Source organism: Hahella sp. NS-SX17 (assembly GCF_057367735.1).
The window spans coordinates 914,705-930,388 of sequence record NZ_CM170632.1 but is presented as its reverse complement, the minus strand read 5'-3'; the positions used below and the strand labels follow the sequence as shown (position 1 = coordinate 930,388).

Genomic DNA, 15,684 nt, shown 5'->3' with positions numbered 1-15,684 from the left:
GAGGAGAAAAAAGACCGGCTTCGGCCGGTCTTTCTAGAGATATGTCTGGCAGCGGAAACCGCTATCGCGCCACAGCAGGCGCAGGGACCAAAGAGAAGGACTTCAGCCAGGCGGCAAATTCCTCCAGGTGACGCACCCCACTTTGCTCTGCCTGATGACACCATTCACGCAAAGCCGCAACCTTATCCTGATATTGCATACCAGGCTGACGCTTCCAGATCGCCTGTAGTTCTTTGCTCTTTTGATAAATCATCTGCAGGGTTTCATGCTTCGCCAGCACTTCCTGCAAGCGGTGATGTTCTTGCGGATGAATCAAAGACTCCTCCCGATACATCAGCTTACGCACTTTCTGCAACAATGTGCGTTCTTCCGGAGGCAGCTGCAGTTTTCGCTCATTCAATAACGGGGCCAGCACTTTCTTGCGGTACTGCACCATCACTTGAAAGCGGTTGTTGGCGATGGCCATCAGCGTATCAACGTCCAGCAGCGCCTTTCCAGGCACCTGATGCGCAATAGGTCCGACAGGCTTGGCTTTCGCCAGACGAAGAAACTCAAAAATCTTGATCCACATCCAGCCTATATCGAACTCCCAAGGCTTAACGGAAAGCTTGGGCGAGTGCGGATAGGTGTGATGATTGTTGTGCAACTCTTCACCACCGATGAAAAAGCCCCAGGGCGAAATATTTCTGGCGTTGTCGGTGCATTCAAAATTGCGATAGCCAAAGAAGTGCGCAATACCATTAATGACGCCAGCGGCGAAGAACGGAATCCACATCATCTGCACCGCCCATACGGTAATCCCTTTGGCGCCGAATAACAGCAGGTCAATTACAGCCATAACGGTGATGCCAATCCAGTTATAGGGGGCGTAAAGGTTCCGCTCCAACCAGTCTTCCGGGGTGCGTTGCCCATAGCGTTTGAGAGTTTCTTCAGTCGCGCCGGCTTTATACAGCTCCGCGCCACTCCAAAATACAGTTTTCAGCCCCTTTTTGACCGGGCTGTGCGGATCTTCTTCCGTCTCACACTTGGCGTGATGTTTACGGTGCACCGCAGTCCACTCTTTCGTGATCATGCCTGTCGTCAGCCACAGCCAGAAGCGAAAAAAGTGCGCCAGCGCCGGATGCAGATCGAGGGAGTTATGAGCCGAATGGCGATGTAAGTAGAGGGTAACGCTTACAATGGTGATTTGCGTAAGGATCAGGGTCGCCAGGACGGTTTGCCAAGCAGTCAGCCCCAGCAGGCCTTCATACCACATGTGGAAATCTCTCTTGTTGTATCCCGAAATTTGAGCGTACAAGTGTACGCTAAACTTTGCGCCCCCGCATATTAAAGTTTGTAAGAAATTGCTGAAAAACCCGCCTGAAACGGGACAATGTTCGCACTCTGCAATCAGCGATTACAAAGGCTAACTCATGCCATCTCGGGGAAGTTCTCTATAGGTTTTTCACACCCTCATGGTTAGACTGTTGTTTTTACTTGGTGAATGCCTGACTTTACAGAGGTCACGCTCAGTCGGTGGTCTTCTCCTCCCAACTCAATTCGAAATAAAGGTTTGCTCCGTGCCAGAATTACCTGAAGTGGAAACTACCCGTAGAGGCGTTGCGCCCTACATCACTGGTAGAAAAATACTCCAAGTAAATATCTATGAGCCACGCTTGCGCTGGCCCGTACCAATGGACTTGCCCGCCGCGGCGCAGGGTAAAACGGTGTTGAATGTCACCCGTCGGGCCAAGTATCTGTTGATCAACCTGGGGGACGATGAGCTGCTCTTTCACTTAGGAATGTCCGGCAACCTACGCATCGTGGCGCCGGAAACTCCACGAATGAAGCATGATCATGTGGATATATTGCTTGAGGACGACATCGCCCTGCGTTACAACGACCCACGACGTTTCGGCTGCCTGTTGCTGCTAAATCAGCCAACGCAAGAACACCCCCTGCTGAAACACCTTGGTCCTGAACCCTTGAGCGACCAGTTCAGTGGAGAGCTTCTTTATAAGTTATCCCGGCAGCGTAAATCACCGATAAAAACATTCCTGATGGATCAGGCCATCGTGGTCGGCGTTGGCAATATTTACGCGAATGAGGCTCTGTTCCTGGCGGGCATCAGACCTACACGGCCAGCGGGAGAGGTTAGTCTCAAACGTTATCAGGCTCTGGCGGAGGCAGTCAGAAAAGTACTAAGCGACGCGATCAACATGGGCGGCACCACTTTACGGGATTTTGTAGGCGGCGACGGCAAGCCTGGTTACTTTCAGCAGACGTTGCGCGCCTATGGACGGGGTGGACAGCCCTGCACGGTATGTCAAACGGAACTCAAGGAAATCAAATTAGGCCAGCGGGCCAGCGTATTCTGTCCCTCTTGCCAACGGTAAGATATGCCTACTATCGCTACAGGCGCCTGATGGGAGAATCTCACAAACTCAAGAAAAGGCGTCGACAGGGGCTCGGCAAAGTTAGAAAATACACAAAATATTATGGCAAAACAGCTGATTCTTTTTTAGAAAGTTTCCAAAAGCCTGTTATATTTGTCTTAATAGATAGACTATTGGATTTGTTAATTGGGAGAGTTCACCCATGCGCCAGACGCTTATTCGTTGGATTAGTATTGTTGTCGCCACTGCAGCCTTCATCATGCCTACTGCAGGATACAGCGAAATCGTGGAGGAAAAGCCATCCGCGTTGGCCATGACCGGTGACGCTCTGTTCGCCCGCCCGGTGCTGTTCGGCATCACTGTCATTGGCTCCGTCGTTTACGTCGCTTCACTGCCCTTTTCCGCTTTGGGTGGAAACGCAGGGGAGGCGGCGGAAACCTTAGTTATCGGCCCGGCCAAAACCACATTTGTACGCTGTCTGGGGTGCACCCAGGTTGGCCGTAAGGAGAAAGTGGTGACTTTGGGTGACGAGGGCGCACAAAACTAAGTCGATTGCTGACCGCCCACATAAATGAAAAAGCTGGCAATACGCCAGCTTTTTCATTTTACCGACCAGTGTATGGCCGGCCTTTTGCAATTAAAGCACCAGCTCTTTCCACACCTCGCCATCGTCGGCGATAGCATGAAAATGCGGGTTCAAGATGCTTTCTTTAGCGTTGTAGCGTAGCGGCTTGTATTCAGCGTCCACCATAACTCCGCCAGCTCCCAGCAGCACCGCATGCGCCGCAGCGGTATCCCACTCAGAGGTCGGCGCCAAACGGGGGTACCAATCGGCTTTGCCTTCCGCCACCAGACAGATTTTCAGAGAGCTGCCAATGCTCTTACGCTCCAGTTTTGCAAAGCGCGCTTCCGCTTTATCCAGCATGGGCTGCAGCGCCTCACCACCGTGACGACGGCTGGCCACTACCACGACTTCCGCCTCTGGATTCAATTTGCGAGCGGCTATTGGGTGAGACGTCCCGTTTTCCGCCAGGAACGCAGCAGTATCGCCATCCAGACTCCAGCCATAATATAGCTGGCTTCTCACAGGCACATACACCCAGCCCGCCACCGGAAAGCCTTCATGAATCAACGCAATATTGACCGTGAATTCGCCGTTCCGGTTGATAAACTCTTTAGTGCCGTCAAGCGGGTCAACTAACCAATATGTAGTCCATTGGCGACGAACGTCATATTCCGGCAGAGTGGATTCTTCCGAAAGCACCGGAAAACCTTCCGGCATCTTCCGTAAGCCTTCGGCAATAATGGCATGCGCTCTACGGTCAGCCTGAGTCAGTGGGGAGTCATCGTCTTTGGTGGTGATTTCAATGGATTCCGCTTTTTCGTATACATCAAGAATCGCTGCGCCTGCCGCATTCATAATCCCTTGAATTTCGGCGTGCATCCGCTCAATGGTGTTTTTATCTATCATGTAACCTTGTCCTGAAGGGAAGGGGGACGACGCCATCTTTGCGCGCGCCTGTCCTGTACTCTTTGAAAGAGTTACAATCTAACAGACTTACTCATGAAGTAAAGAAGGTTATTGCATGCTGGATTGGAGCGCCATCGATACTATATTGCTTGATATGGATGGCACATTACTGGACTTACATTTCGACAACTTTTTCTGGATGGAGCATTTGCCAAAACGCTTGGCGGAAATGAAAGAGCAGCATCCAGAAGTGGTGAGCAGGAACCTGCTTGAGAAAGTCCGTCAGTTGCAGGGGCAGTTGAATTGGTACTGTCTTGATTACTGGAGCCGTGAGCTGGATGTGGACATTCCCACGTTGAAAGAGGAAATCCAACACCTCATTGGTTACCGTCCCTTCGTTGAAGATTTTCTAAGGGTAATGCGGGACAGCCACCACCGAGTAGTGATGGTGACCAACGCACATCGCAAGAGCCTCGAGCTAAAGTTACGCCAGATAGACTTAACGCCTTATTTTGACAGGATCGTCAGCTCCCATGACTTTGGCGTCCCCAAAGAAGACATTGCGTTCTGGAGCCGCTTGCAGGAAGTTGAGCCATTCCAGGCGGACAGGACGCTATTGATAGACGACAGCCTGTCTGTATTGCGCTCCGCCAAAGAGTATGGCGTTGCGCACTTGCTTGCGGTATTGCACCCGGACAGCAAACGCCCTGCGGAAGAAGAAACTGAGTTTAAAGGCATTCTGCACTTCGATCAGATTTTGCCTACCAACGCCTACGGCAACAGTAAAGTTTAGAGACAGGTAATAAATGAAGGAGCAGGCTACAGCGACAGAACACAAAGTGCGGTTGGACAAATGGTTATGGGCCGCACGCTTTTACAAAACCCGCACGCTCGCCAAGGAAGCCATAGAAGGCGGCAGGGTTCACTACAACGGAGCGCGGGTTAAACCCGGTCGGGTCGTGGAAGCCGGCGCCGAGATTACCCTTAAACAGGGGTGGTCGGAGAAAACCGTGCTGGTGCTGGATCTCTCCGAAAAGCGCGGTCCGGCGCCTGTGGCGCAAAAGCTGTACCAGGAAACAGAAGCCAGCGTCAAAAAACGCGAACAACTGGCCTGGCAGCAGAAACAGATTCAAGCCGCGCAATTGCCGCCGGCGCGCAGGCCAACCAAGAAGCAGCGGCGTATGATCCACCGCTTCAAAGAGCAAGCTGAACACGATTAATATTGATTAGAGCAGGATATTTCCTCACTCATGAAAGCTGATTTACTACAACGCTTTATTTTTGACGAACTGGACATCCGCGGCGAGTTGCTGGTTTTGGAAAAAACCGTACAAGACGCGCTGTCTCGCCATGACTATCCTCAGGCGATCCAGGCATTACTGGGTCAGGCCTTAAGCGCCAGTCTGCTGCTGAGCGCGACGCTCAAAATCAAAGGCGACACCACCCTGCAGGCCACCGGCGAAGGCGAGTTACGCCTATTGATGGCGGAAGCGACTCATCGCCGCACCGCCCGCGGCATCGCCCGCTGGGAAGGGAGCCCAGACAGCGCATCCCTGAAACAATTGCTGGGTAATCGCGCAGCCTTGGCTATCACCATCACACCACAAAACGGTCAGCGCTATCAGGGTATTGTACCGCTATCTTCAGACTCTCTATCCTCCTGCCTGGAAGAATACTTTGAACGCTCAGAGCAGCTGGCGACCAAAATCTGGCTATATGAATCCAATGGGCGCTGGGGTGGACTCCTGCTGCAGCAATTGCCGGTCGCCAAGGGAGGAGAACACTCCAGTGAAAACTGGGAGCGCGTCGTCGCTCTGGCGACGACATTGACGGCTGACGAATTATTCAGCCTGCCTGCGGAAGAAGTACTGCGACGCCTGTTTCATGAAGAGTCCGTCAGAGTACTGCAGGAAGAACCCGCCAGTTTCTGGTGCTCCTGCTCAGAAGAGCGAACCCTGGAAGTGGTGAAGTCGCTGGGTCGCGAAGAAGCCTTTTCCATTCTGGATGAGAACGGCGAAATAGAAATGAACTGCCAGTTCTGCCTACAGCGCTACAGCTTTGGCCGCGAGCGTATAGAGCAGTTATTCGACTCCCCCACCCTGCATTAAGCCTGACGCCCGCGCGAACCGTTTCGCGCACCCCGGCCAGCCCCCACGGGGCGGGCCGGAAACGCCCGCAGGACTAGGCCTTACGCACACCCAGAAACTGTCGTCTTTTCAACCTGCTTTTGGCATAATAGTGCCCCTGTTTGCGATAACGCAGCGCGTCCCGAGCATAACAAAATCTAAAAGAACGGCGGCGTCTGCGCCTATGATTGTTATAATGAGGGCGAGGTTAAGTGAGCAATATATATACAGATCTTAGTTCAGCCGAATTGGTTGAACAGTCTATTTGCCGTAAAGAAGGCCGCATGGCCGCCAACGGCTCCCTGGTGGTCAACACCGGAAAACGAACGGGACGCTCCCCAATGGATCGTTTCATCGTGCAGGAGCCCAGCACTGCGGATGCTATCGACTGGGGCGCGATTAACCGTCCCTTCGATGCAGAGAAATTCGACGCACTTTGGGACCGCGTCGAAGATTACATCTCAACCCGCGACAGATTCGTTTCCCACCTGCACGTAGGCGCTGATCCAGAGCACTACTTACCCATCAAAGTCACCACCGAAACTGCCTGGCATAACCTGTTTGGCCGCAACCTGTTCATTCGCCCCGAGCGTTACAATCCGGCGGACAAACAGGAATGGCAAGTGATGAACATTCCAGACTTCGTGTGCGAGCCTGAGCGTGACGGAACCAACAGCGATGGCGCAGTCATCATCAACTTTGCGCGCCGCAAAGTGCTGCTGGCTGGCATGCGTTACGCAGGTGAAATGAAGAAGGCGATGTTCTCCGTGCAGAACTTCCTGCTGCCGGAAAAAGACGTGCTGCCCATGCACTGCTCCGCCAATGTCGGTGAAGACGGTCAGACATGCCTGTTCTTCGGCTTGTCAGGCACCGGCAAAACCACGCTCTCCGCTGACGAGTCACGTTTTTTGATCGGCGACGATGAGCACGGCTGGGGCCGCGGCACTGTTTTCAACGTGGAAGGCGGCTGTTACGCGAAGTGTATCGACCTGAGCCAGAAAAACGAGCCGGTTATCTGGAACGCTATTCGTTTTGGCGCTATCGTCGAAAACGTCGTCATTGACGATAAAGATCGCACGCCAGACTATACAGACGTCTCCCTGACCGAAAACACCCGTTGCGCCTATCCGCTTGAACATGTGGAAAAGCGCGTACTGGAAAACCGCGCAGGCGAACCCTCCGCGATCGTCTTCTTGACCTGCGACATGACTGGCGTATTGCCTCCCGTGTCCATCCTGAGCAAAGAAGCAGCGGCTTATCACTTCCTGAGCGGCTATACCGCTCTGGTAGGCTCTACCGAGATGGGCTCCAGCTCCAAGCTGAAATCCACTTTCTCCACCTGTTTCGGCGCACCGTTCTTCCCTCGCCCTGCAGGCGTTTACGCAGAGTTATTGATGAAGCGTATGGATGAGTTCGGCAGTAAGGTTTATCTGGTCAACACTGGCTGGACCGGCGGCTCCCACGGCGTAGGCAAGCGCTTCAGCATTCCTGTGACTCGCGCCATCATCAGCGCTATCCAAAGCGGTGAGCTGGCGGACGTCGAAACTGAGCGCCTGGAAAAGCTGAACCTGACTGTTCCCAAAGAACTGGAAGGCGTCGACAGCGTGCTGCTGAACCCACGCAACACCTGGGCGGATAAAGAAGCTTATGACGCCAAGGCGCAAGACCTGATCCAGCAGTTTGTGGAGAACTTTAAAAAGTTCGATGTTTCCGACGCTATCCGTGCGGCGGGTCCTTCTCTGGATTAAGCGACGGCTCTGTCAAAAAAACCCGGTTCGCCGGGTTTTTTTATGTCCGGGCTTTACCGTCAACGCATCAGAAACTGACTAGCTCCATGCCTGATAAGCTAAAGGCCCGAAAGCCACAATGATCAATGCGCCGCCCAACACCAGCAGAGGCATAAGAATCCTTTCGTGGCGTTGGTAAAAGCTGCCTTCTTCCTGTTGCGCCAAGCGAATTTCCTCTTCACCCACCACTTGTCGGGTTAATAAGTGATTAAGCGCCACTGGCGGGCTTAGATAACCTAATTCAAAAGCCACCAGGGTCACCATCCAGAAATGGATGGGATCGACGCCATTGTCATAAGCGATTTTGGCGATGGTCGCGCTGACAAGAATAACGGCCCCATAAGGGTCCATCACCATCCCGATGATCACCAGAATCACCACCAGCATGAGCATCACCATCCAAACGCTGGCGAAACTGTGAGGAAATAGCTCCATCAGTCCAGAGCGCTCTATCACACCGCCCACGCTGACGGACAATCCCATCAAAAATAGCAAAGCGCCGATGTGAGTCGTCGTTTCATTTGTCGCCGAGCGTAGCGCCCACTCGAAACCAGCCTGTTTCCCTTTTTCAGGGAACTCTTTTCTTTCCGCCATGCTCGGCTTTCGATAGCGCTCATAAACCAGGATAGCCAGCATCATCACCGGCAGTATGCGTGGGGCGGTGAACTCATTGAGGCTAACGCCCAGCCCCCAGGAATAGACTATGGCCACAGCGCTAATCGCCAGCATGTACGGTATCAATGGTTTTACCGCCGCCAGCATCGCTGGCGCCGCCACACGAAACGGCGCTAGAGAAAGCGAACTGCTCCGGTTTATCGTCATGCTGAAGACGGCGAACAGCATCAGCGTCAGCACAAACACCTTACCGCCCCACCCAAATAGCTGGTCAGTAGTAACTTCCCTGTTTAAATAAGCGATGATCACCACCAGCAGACATGGACGCAGCACAACGCCGAGACTACCGGAAATAGCGGTAGCCGCTAAAGCCAGTTGGCGACGCGCTCCGGCTTTGCGTAGTTCAAGATAAATCACCGAACCCGCCGCGATCACGAATATGCCTGAAGCGCCAGTGTAGGCTGTGGGTATGGCTGCGACGGCGATCGCCACAAAGGCGAGCATTTCTGGAGGCATCTTCCAAGGATGAAACAGGTTGAACACAAGACTGGCGAGGCGCGTCTGCTTCAGCATCATGCCAATCCAGACATACAATCCGACATTCAGGAACATGTCGGATAAGTCCATCATTTTATCCAGATAGATACCGACGCCCGCCACATGGCCTTCCAACATGAAGTAGGTTCCAGATATCAGGCACATGGTGGTATACAACGGCACGCTCAGTAACGCTCCGCAAAGGCGGCCCCCTGGCTTGGCGTCATCCGGCGTTTTGATCAATTGCCAGAGGCTCATCAGAGTCAGAGCGCCAAATCCGGACATCCACAATAGATGCAAGGCATCCCGCTGTGGCGATTCGCCGCCATGGGATACTCCAAGTTCACGGAAAGACCAGGACGATACAAACAGCATGCCGTTGGCGATCAGCTGCAGCGCGGTGGAAACACGGTGATCCAGCGCCGTCGCCATAGGCCGCATGGCGATATGTTGACGCCCCGCCGTCGCGGTAGCGGCGCAGATCAGCACCAGAATGACCAGAATAAAGCGCTGAGAAGTGAGTCCGAACGCAATAACGTCCGCCACAAACAACTCTCCAGCCCGAAACATCCTCAGGCTTGGTGTGATGCGATCCCTGGCGGACTCATAGCGCTGATGCTTCTCGATGCACGCCGCTTTGGCGTTGAGTAATGACGCGCGCAATACCCCCGGGTCGACAGGATCCGGCTCGAACAACCCTAGGTCGTCGGCGGGCGCTTGCTGTTGCGCAATGAGCCTCTGCAGCTCGGACTCAATATCTGGGTCAGGATTACACTCCGGCGCCGACGGCTCTGTACGCAGCTCGTAATATCCCGGCCAGATCGCCTGCCCCATTTGCAGAATTTTATTGTGGATATCGCTGGCGGCGCCGAACGCCACCACCGCCGCCAAAAGCAGACAAACCGGAAAGGATAAAAACCACTCCCGCTTGGTCCGGCCAATGGCTATGCCGGACTCATAGGCTAGAGAACCACTCATGATTTAGTGCATTCCAGATGAAGTTCAATGACCGCCCACTACCTTCCGGGGCTCTACACCAATGCCGGATCAGTCAGGTGCGAATTATTCGAGGTTTTCCACACATTCCGCGGCGGTGGGATGGGTCTTACAACGGACTTTACGCATCAGCGTCAGCGCGCGGCCGTCGTATGCGCCTTCATCTCGCAAAGCAATGCGCACCTCGCGCAGCAATTTGTCATAGCCTTCCAGCTTTTGCGCCGCCGGGTGCATCCAATACTCATCCTTTATCTCCGCTTCCGCATCACGGATGAGTTGATACGCTTCCTCATAACGACCTGCAGCATACTCCCTCGACAGTTGGCCGTAGCCTTCCGGGAAACGCTCCTGACGAATAATGATCTGGAAATTCATCTGCGCCAGCTTGTAATTGAAAACGCCGCCATCCGGCTCCAGCCCCTTATAAAGCTCCAACGGGGTATACGCCACCGCCGGCGCATAAGCGACATCCACATTGCCATTGTTGAACTTACCGGCGAAGTTGCTGGAGTTAGCGCTCACTACCGAGGCGCCTACACGGCGAACCATCGTTAACGCCGCATTGTCATAATCCAACGTCGCAATTTTTTTACCCTGCAGCTCCTCGACGGAATCCAGGGAGCGGTCGCGAATGAACAGGTAGACAGCGCCAGCAGGTAGAATGCCCGCCACTTCAAACTCACCTTGCGTCAGTAACGCCGACGCTTTCGGCTGATTAAGCGTCTGCAACAGCAATTTCATTTCCTCATCGCCCGGGATAGCCCCCATCGCTTCCAAGGTGCCGGTAAAGCGATTGAACTCCCTGGCGCGAGTGCCTGTCAGCAGCACGGCGTCGCACTGCCCGGCTTTGAAATCCTCCGCCGCGACCTTCTCGTCGGTGTAAGCGCGTAAATCCAGGTTCACACCCCAACCCAGCGCAGATGGCTTCGCCGTCTTCATGATGTTGAACAGTGGACCGTTGGCCCCTATCGGATCAAACACGCAGAACGAACGCTCCACCATTTCCGCGCTGGCGAGACCCGCCAGAGACATGGCGGCGGCGCAGGTCAGAACCACCAGTTGTTTTCTTATCGCCCTTGTTTTCATTTTAATTTCCCAGTCATTCGCTTTGTTCAGATCAGTCCCGTAAGCTCTCGTCAGCTACAGAATATCGCTGAGATCCACAGTCTCCGCCGTGGTTTGTTTTTTGTCGTCCCAGAACTTGCCCAACGCGCCTACCGGGGTGCGGTGGCCGGTATGCTCAGTCCACATACGGTCAGACAATCCTGTCAGCATCGTCGTCGCCAGTTCATCCAACAAACGCGCATCAGGCGGAGCCTCTTTGTGGGCCTTAGACCTGGCGTGAGCGCGGATGACCTGCTTTACCCCGTCCATATCTCCCTTGCCATACGCAGCCAGGGCCTGAAAAACATGGGCGAGACGCACGCCCGCGCGCTCCCCCTTCTTCGCTGCCGCCGCGAGTCGCAGGGACGCGTTCTCCCCCTTGGGCTCAGCTCCGGGCAACATGGACCATACTGTGGCGCGAATCGCCATTGGCGCTCCCCACCACTTATCGTCATCCACACAGGACGCAGACCGCTCGACTTTCGCAGCAATATTTTTTGGAACGCCAAGCCCCGCGCCAGAGGCTATTTCGTTATTGAGCGCCTGCAAACCTGCGATCATCCCCATCATCCAGATAAACTCGTCATAGTCCTCCTCCAACTCCGGACAGGCCCCACCGGGCTCGCCATACTGGGTGACAAGGTGCTGATAAGCTTCATAGTTACGCTTGGCCGCCAACGTGTTGAAGCGCTTCTGCGCGATCAACGCGTCCTCAGCTTCCGCTGCATTCTGATCCCGGATCGCGCGCATATAACGCAGCTCTTCATCAAGAGCGCGGGACTCCGCACACATACCAGCGGAGCCGTAAATCATGACAGCAAGAGAGTGGGGTTCATCGCGGACGCGACCAAAGGACATCAACATCGGCGCCAAAGCCTCTGACATGCCGCAGTTCATAGAAACGTCATCTGTGCTGAGGACAAAGGGCGTCTGATGCTCCTGCGCAAAGCCCACCATAACGTCGCCAGTGGTCTTGTACATCACATTGCGCGTTGCGCCACATCCAGCGAGGATCATAGTCGCCGCCAGAATCAGCGCGCCTTTTCCGAATAACAGATGACGGGCGTCGCTGACAGCTTGTACGCAGCACGAAAGCGCGGGTGAAAACCTCAAGAAGTGTGGGCTCACAAAAACCTCCCAGTTGCCTTTTGTCTTTATTCTTCGATGTCGCCGCAGCCAAGCGAGCATAGGGGTTTATGCCTAGGACCGGCCAGATTATGGACAAAGTGAGAGGTTTTTTGTGAGATGAACGACACAAAGCGCAATAAATTTGGAACAAAAAGACAAAAAACAATAAATACCGTTACCAGAGCCTCTTTTAAAAAAGCCAGAAATTACGCCGCCGCGCATTTGACAGGGCCCCGGGAGCCGCTATAACTAAAGGAGCGCTGGGCCTGAAGCAGGGTTTGTAGGACTGCGGCTCACAGCGTTCGCCACCAATAACAATACAAACCCGATAGGAGAAGAGTATGCGCAAACCTGAACTTGCCGCAGCGATTGCAGCACGCACGAATTTGTCGAAAAGCAAAGCTGCGGAGGTACTGAACGCGTTAACCGATGAAATAGCCGACGCGGTGTCCCGTAATGAAACCGTCTCACTGATCGGATTCGGAACTTTCAGTCAGCGCAATAGGAGCGCACGTACAGGTAAGAACCCTAAAACTGGGGCGGCCATTAAAATTCCCGCCAGCAAAACCGTTGGATTCAAGGCTGGCAAGCTCTTGAAGGACGCGGTCAATAAATAATACAGGCGGCGGAAGCCCCACCCTGCATGTTTTACGTCCGGACAGGCAGGAACAGGGCGCTTCCGCCGCAGAAGTTCAAGAAGACCTGAAGGATCAGAAGATTTTAAACAACGGACTCAAACCGTTATTTTTTCCGCCAAGTCCGCATAGATATCTTCATTGATCCCCTGCACCAGCTTCAGGTCTTCCGGTTTAGAGAACGGCCTCGCTTCAGCAATCTTCTGAGCCGTAGCGCGGCCAATTTTAGGCAAAGTCGTCAGCTGCTTAAGCGTCGCGTGGTTAATGTTGACCAGCTCATCGGCAATGGCTTCGCCCTCCAGCTCACCCTCAGATTGCCGCGCGCTCAGCAACTCGGTCAACTCATCCAGACGCTTCTCGACAGCGACGATTTCATACTGCAACGCCACCTGTTTATCCAATGCGTCCGCAGTATTGCGGGAGATGTTCGATAACTGATAGATGATAACCAATACCGCTATAAACAGGATGAAAGATCCCATTTCCCAACCTCCTTCAATCAACTCGTCATTGTCTCGTCAAAACTGACAACCGTCTCCAATAAGTGAACGTGGAATGCTACTCCATCATCAGCGAGCGGTCATACACCACACGTCCTTCCACCATCGTTTTATACGCCAACCCGACCACTTCCGTATCCATCCATGGACAGTTCTTGCCTCTCGACAACAGGGTTCTTTCCGAGACCTGCCACTTCTCAGAGGGGTCAATCAGCGCCACATCCGCAGGGCTTCCAGTCCGTAAGGCTCCCACCGATAATCCCAGAACCTGCGCAGGCCCGTAGGTCAGCGCCCGCACCGCCGCTTCCAAGCGCAGCTCGCCCGCAGCCGTCAACGCCAAAATCTGCGGCAACACCAATTCTATCGCCGACATACCAGAGCGGGTTTCCGCAAACGGGGCTAGCTTGGCCGCGCTCTCATGGGGTTGATGGTGAGAGCAGATGGCGTCTATAACGCCTTCATTCACGCCATTCAGCAGCGCTTTGCGATCTTCCTCACGCCGTAGCGGAGGACGCACATGAAAGGCTGGATTAAAGTCTTTGATCACTGCGTCGGTATATATCAAATTCGCCAACGCCACGTCACAGGTGACTTTCAAGCCCCTGCGTTTGGCGTCCGCCACTAAATCCACCGACTTGGCGCAAGACAGCTGCCCGAGATGAATCCGCGCTTCCGTCTCCTCAGCAAGAATCAGCCATTGCGCCACCGCCATCGTTTCAGCAATGGCGGGAATCCCGCTTAGGCCTAACAACCCGCCGGTCGCGCCCTCATGTACACAGCCGTCTTTAGCCAGCGCATAATCTTCCGGGCAGGCGAACACCGTAATATCCTGAGAACAGGCGTATTCCAGGCAGCGTTTCATGACCTGATTATCCCGGAAAGGATAACGTAAATTGGATACGCCGACGCAGCCCGCTTCGCGCAGTGCGTGCATTTCGCTTAGCTGTTCGCCGGCCAGTCCTTTGGTCATCGCGCCAATAGGCAGTATTTTCGCCTTGCCAGCGATCAGCGCCTGATCATAGATAAGATTGGTCACCGCCGCCGTGTCATTGACTGGCGATGTCGCCGGTGGACAACATAGAGTTGTAAAACCGCCTTTCACCGCCGCCAACGACTCACTGCCGATATTGGCTTTATGTTCATAACCGGGCTCGCGCAAATAAGCGCACAAGTCCACCAGCCCAGGCGTCACCCAGGAACCAGCGGCTTCTATAACCATATCCGCACTGAAATCGTCCGACGTTGCGCCGACGCCAACGACTTCGCCGTCAGCAATATATAGGTCTGACACTGCGTCCAGACTTTGGGATGGATCAATGATCCGTCCGCCCTTTATGAGTATCCGCCCGCTCACGCAACCTCCTCATCCGCCGTCAATTCAGCTATCTGGCCGCTCATCGCCATGGACATAACCGCCATCCGCACCGCTATTCCGTTGGTCACCTGATTCAGAATGACCGATTGCGGGCCATCAGCGACAGCGGACTCTATTTCCACTCCACGGTTAATCGGTCCGGGATGCATGACAATCGCATCGGGCTTGGCCAAGGCCAGTTTGTCCTGCGACAAACCATAGAGACGGAAAAACTCCTGCTCGCTGGGCAACAAAGCGCCTTCCATTCGCTCTCTCTGCAAACGCAGCATAATCACTACATCCGCATCCCGAAGGCCTTCCTTCATGGAGCTGAAAACTCTGACGCCAAATTGGTCGACATAGGGTGGCAACAGCGTATCCGGCGCGATCACTCGAACTTCCTCGGCGCCAAGCAGGTTCAAGGCTTGAATCTGTGAGCGCGCCACACGCGAGTGCAGGATGTCGCCCACAATGGCGACTGTCAGCCCTTCAAACTTATGCTTGTGCTGTCGAATCGTCAGCATATCCAGCATCGCCTGAGTGGGGTGCGCATGGCGCCCATCGCCGGCATTAATGACGGACACACGCGGCGTTACTGATTTGGCGATGAAATGCGCCGCGCCGCTCTGGGCGTGACGCACCACGAACATATCCACCGCCATCGCTTCCAGATTGCGCAGCATGTCGGACAAAGATTCGCCTTTGCTGGTGGCGGAGGTGGTGATGTTGATATTCAGAACGTCCGCCGACAAACGTTTGGCGGCCAATTCAAAGGTAGTGCGGGTTCGGGTGCTTGCTTCGAAGAATAAATTGGCGACGGTTTTGCCGCGGAGTAAAGGAACTTTCTTGATTGATCTGGAGCCGACTTCAATAAAGGTGTCCGCCGTGTCCAGGATGTCCGTGAGATGCTTCCGGCTCAGCCCTTCGATGGTCAGAAAATGTCGAAGTTGCTGAAACCGGTTCAACTGCAGGGGACTGAGTTCGTCGTCTATGCTAGGCATGGAAATCAATTCTCAGGTTGATGGATTTCGCCCATGTGTGAACTTGTCGCTAAGG

The 15,684-nt window shown here is 54.1% G+C and carries 15 protein-coding genes; 7 read left to right on the top strand and 8 right to left on the bottom strand.

The features are described 5' to 3' along the window. Positions 1 to 61 precede the first annotated feature (61 nt). Positions 62 to 1,255 (bottom strand): DesA family fatty acid desaturase, encoded by a 1,194-nt coding sequence (locus AC2IBB_RS04210; RefSeq protein WP_486331657.1) that lies wholly within the window; start codon positions 1,253 to 1,255, stop codon positions 62 to 64. A 304-nt stretch (positions 1,256 to 1,559) separates the two neighbouring features. On the opposite strand from AC2IBB_RS04210, the gene mutM reads away from it, so the two are divergent. Together mutM and AC2IBB_RS04200 are read left to right on the top strand one after the other, a co-directional pair. Then, complete coding sequence (mutM, locus tag AC2IBB_RS04205; RefSeq protein WP_486331656.1) at positions 1,560 to 2,375, top strand: bifunctional DNA-formamidopyrimidine glycosylase/DNA-(apurinic or apyrimidinic site) lyase; 816 nt, start codon at positions 1,560 to 1,562, stop codon at positions 2,373 to 2,375. Between the two features lie 202 nt (positions 2,376 to 2,577). Beyond that, positions 2,578 to 2,922: a hypothetical protein gene (locus AC2IBB_RS04200; RefSeq protein ID WP_011394547.1), complete on the top strand. Its 345-nt coding sequence runs from the start codon at positions 2,578 to 2,580 to the stop codon at positions 2,920 to 2,922. Between the two features lie 90 nt (positions 2,923 to 3,012). Here the strand turns inward: AC2IBB_RS04200 and cysQ are convergent, their stop codons facing one another. Then, positions 3,013 to 3,846, bottom strand: a complete 834-nt coding sequence (gene cysQ / locus AC2IBB_RS04195; protein WP_486331655.1) for a 3'(2'),5'-bisphosphate nucleotidase CysQ — start codon at positions 3,844 to 3,846, stop codon at positions 3,013 to 3,015. 115 nt (positions 3,847 to 3,961) lie between these two features. Here cysQ and yrfG point away from each other — a divergent pair, with 115 nt between their 5' ends. From yrfG to AC2IBB_RS04175, 4 genes are all read left to right on the top strand, one after another. Then, entirely contained in the window at positions 3,962 to 4,639 is a 678-nt protein-coding gene (yrfG, locus tag AC2IBB_RS04190) for a GMP/IMP nucleotidase (protein WP_486331654.1), read from the top strand. Between the two features lie 13 nt (positions 4,640 to 4,652). Beyond that, positions 4,653 to 5,066, top strand: a complete 414-nt coding sequence (gene hslR / locus AC2IBB_RS04185) for a ribosome-associated heat shock protein Hsp15 (RefSeq protein ID WP_486331653.1) — start codon at positions 4,653 to 4,655, stop codon at positions 5,064 to 5,066. A 30-nt stretch (positions 5,067 to 5,096) separates the two neighbouring features. After that, complete coding sequence (hslO, locus tag AC2IBB_RS04180) at positions 5,097 to 5,954, top strand: Hsp33 family molecular chaperone HslO (RefSeq protein ID WP_486331652.1); 858 nt, start codon at positions 5,097 to 5,099, stop codon at positions 5,952 to 5,954. Positions 5,955 to 6,184: 230 nt separating this feature from the next. Further along, on the top strand, positions 6,185 to 7,720 hold the full coding sequence (locus tag AC2IBB_RS04175; protein ID WP_486331651.1) for a phosphoenolpyruvate carboxykinase: 1,536 nt from the start codon (positions 6,185 to 6,187) through the stop codon (positions 7,718 to 7,720). A 78-nt stretch (positions 7,721 to 7,798) separates the two neighbouring features. Here AC2IBB_RS04175 and AC2IBB_RS04170 read toward each other — a convergent pair whose 3' ends face one another. From AC2IBB_RS04170 to AC2IBB_RS04160, 3 genes are all read right to left on the bottom strand, one after another. Continuing rightward, positions 7,799 to 9,889 carry a TRAP transporter large permease subunit gene (locus AC2IBB_RS04170; RefSeq protein ID WP_486331650.1) on the bottom strand — a complete coding sequence of 697 codons (2,091 nt, stop codon included), beginning with the start codon at positions 9,887 to 9,889 and terminating at the stop codon, positions 7,799 to 7,801. Positions 9,890 to 9,973: 84 nt separating this feature from the next. Beyond that, positions 9,974 to 10,993, bottom strand: a complete 1,020-nt coding sequence (locus AC2IBB_RS04165; protein WP_486331649.1) for a putative solute-binding protein — start codon at positions 10,991 to 10,993, stop codon at positions 9,974 to 9,976. Positions 10,994 to 11,047: 54 nt separating this feature from the next. Next, the gene (locus AC2IBB_RS04160; RefSeq protein ID WP_486331648.1) at positions 11,048 to 12,139 is read right to left on the bottom strand and encodes a hypothetical protein; all 1,092 of its coding nucleotides are present in this window, start codon (positions 12,137 to 12,139) and stop codon (positions 11,048 to 11,050) included. Positions 12,140 to 12,480: 341 nt separating this feature from the next. On the opposite strand from AC2IBB_RS04160, the gene AC2IBB_RS04155 reads away from it, so the two are divergent. Continuing rightward, positions 12,481 to 12,756, top strand: a complete 276-nt coding sequence (locus AC2IBB_RS04155) for an HU family DNA-binding protein (RefSeq protein WP_011394537.1) — start codon at positions 12,481 to 12,483, stop codon at positions 12,754 to 12,756. A 116-nt stretch (positions 12,757 to 12,872) separates the two neighbouring features. On the opposite strand, the gene AC2IBB_RS04150 is transcribed toward AC2IBB_RS04155, so the two are convergent. The 3 genes from AC2IBB_RS04150 to AC2IBB_RS04140 all read right to left on the bottom strand — a co-directional run bounded on the left by AC2IBB_RS04150 (position 12,873) and on the right by AC2IBB_RS04140 (position 15,629). Beyond that, a complete protein-coding gene (locus AC2IBB_RS04150) occupies positions 12,873 to 13,256 on the bottom strand; it encodes a ComEA family DNA-binding protein (protein WP_486331647.1) in 384 nt (127 codons plus the stop codon). Positions 13,257 to 13,332: 76 nt separating this feature from the next. Further along, positions 13,333 to 14,628 (bottom strand): dihydroorotase, encoded by a 1,296-nt coding sequence (locus AC2IBB_RS04145; RefSeq protein ID WP_486331646.1) that lies wholly within the window; start codon positions 14,626 to 14,628, stop codon positions 13,333 to 13,335. Next, positions 14,625 to 15,629: an aspartate carbamoyltransferase catalytic subunit gene (locus tag AC2IBB_RS04140; protein ID WP_486331645.1), complete on the bottom strand. Its 1,005-nt coding sequence runs from the start codon at positions 15,627 to 15,629 to the stop codon at positions 14,625 to 14,627. The genes AC2IBB_RS04145 and AC2IBB_RS04140 overlap by 4 nt, the downstream gene beginning before the upstream one ends. Between the last annotated feature and the right edge of the window lie 55 nt (positions 15,630 to 15,684).

Coding starts and splice junctions, on each gene's coding strand:
- AC2IBB_RS04210 (WP_486331657.1), bottom strand. CDS start 1,255: ATGTGGTATGAAGGCCTGCTGGGGCTGACTGCTTGGCAAACCGTCCTG.
- AC2IBB_RS04200 (WP_011394547.1), top strand. CDS start 2,578: ATGCGCCAGACGCTTATTCGTTGGATTAGTATTGTTGTCGCCACTGCA.
- cysQ (WP_486331655.1), bottom strand. CDS start 3,846: ATGATAGATAAAAACACCATTGAGCGGATGCACGCCGAAATTCAAGGG.
- yrfG (WP_486331654.1), top strand. CDS start 3,962: ATGCTGGATTGGAGCGCCATCGATACTATATTGCTTGATATGGATGGC.
- hslR (WP_486331653.1), top strand. CDS start 4,653: ATGAAGGAGCAGGCTACAGCGACAGAACACAAAGTGCGGTTGGACAAA.
- hslO (WP_486331652.1), top strand. CDS start 5,097: ATGAAAGCTGATTTACTACAACGCTTTATTTTTGACGAACTGGACATC.
- AC2IBB_RS04170 (WP_486331650.1), bottom strand. CDS start 9,889: ATGAGTGGTTCTCTAGCCTATGAGTCCGGCATAGCCATTGGCCGGACC.
- AC2IBB_RS04165 (WP_486331649.1), bottom strand. CDS start 10,993: ATGAAAACAAGGGCGATAAGAAAACAACTGGTGGTTCTGACCTGCGCC.
- AC2IBB_RS04155 (WP_011394537.1), top strand. CDS start 12,481: ATGCGCAAACCTGAACTTGCCGCAGCGATTGCAGCACGCACGAATTTG.
- AC2IBB_RS04150 (WP_486331647.1), bottom strand. CDS start 13,256: ATGGGATCTTTCATCCTGTTTATAGCGGTATTGGTTATCATCTATCAG.
- AC2IBB_RS04140 (WP_486331645.1), bottom strand. CDS start 15,629: ATGCCTAGCATAGACGACGAACTCAGTCCCCTGCAGTTGAACCGGTTT.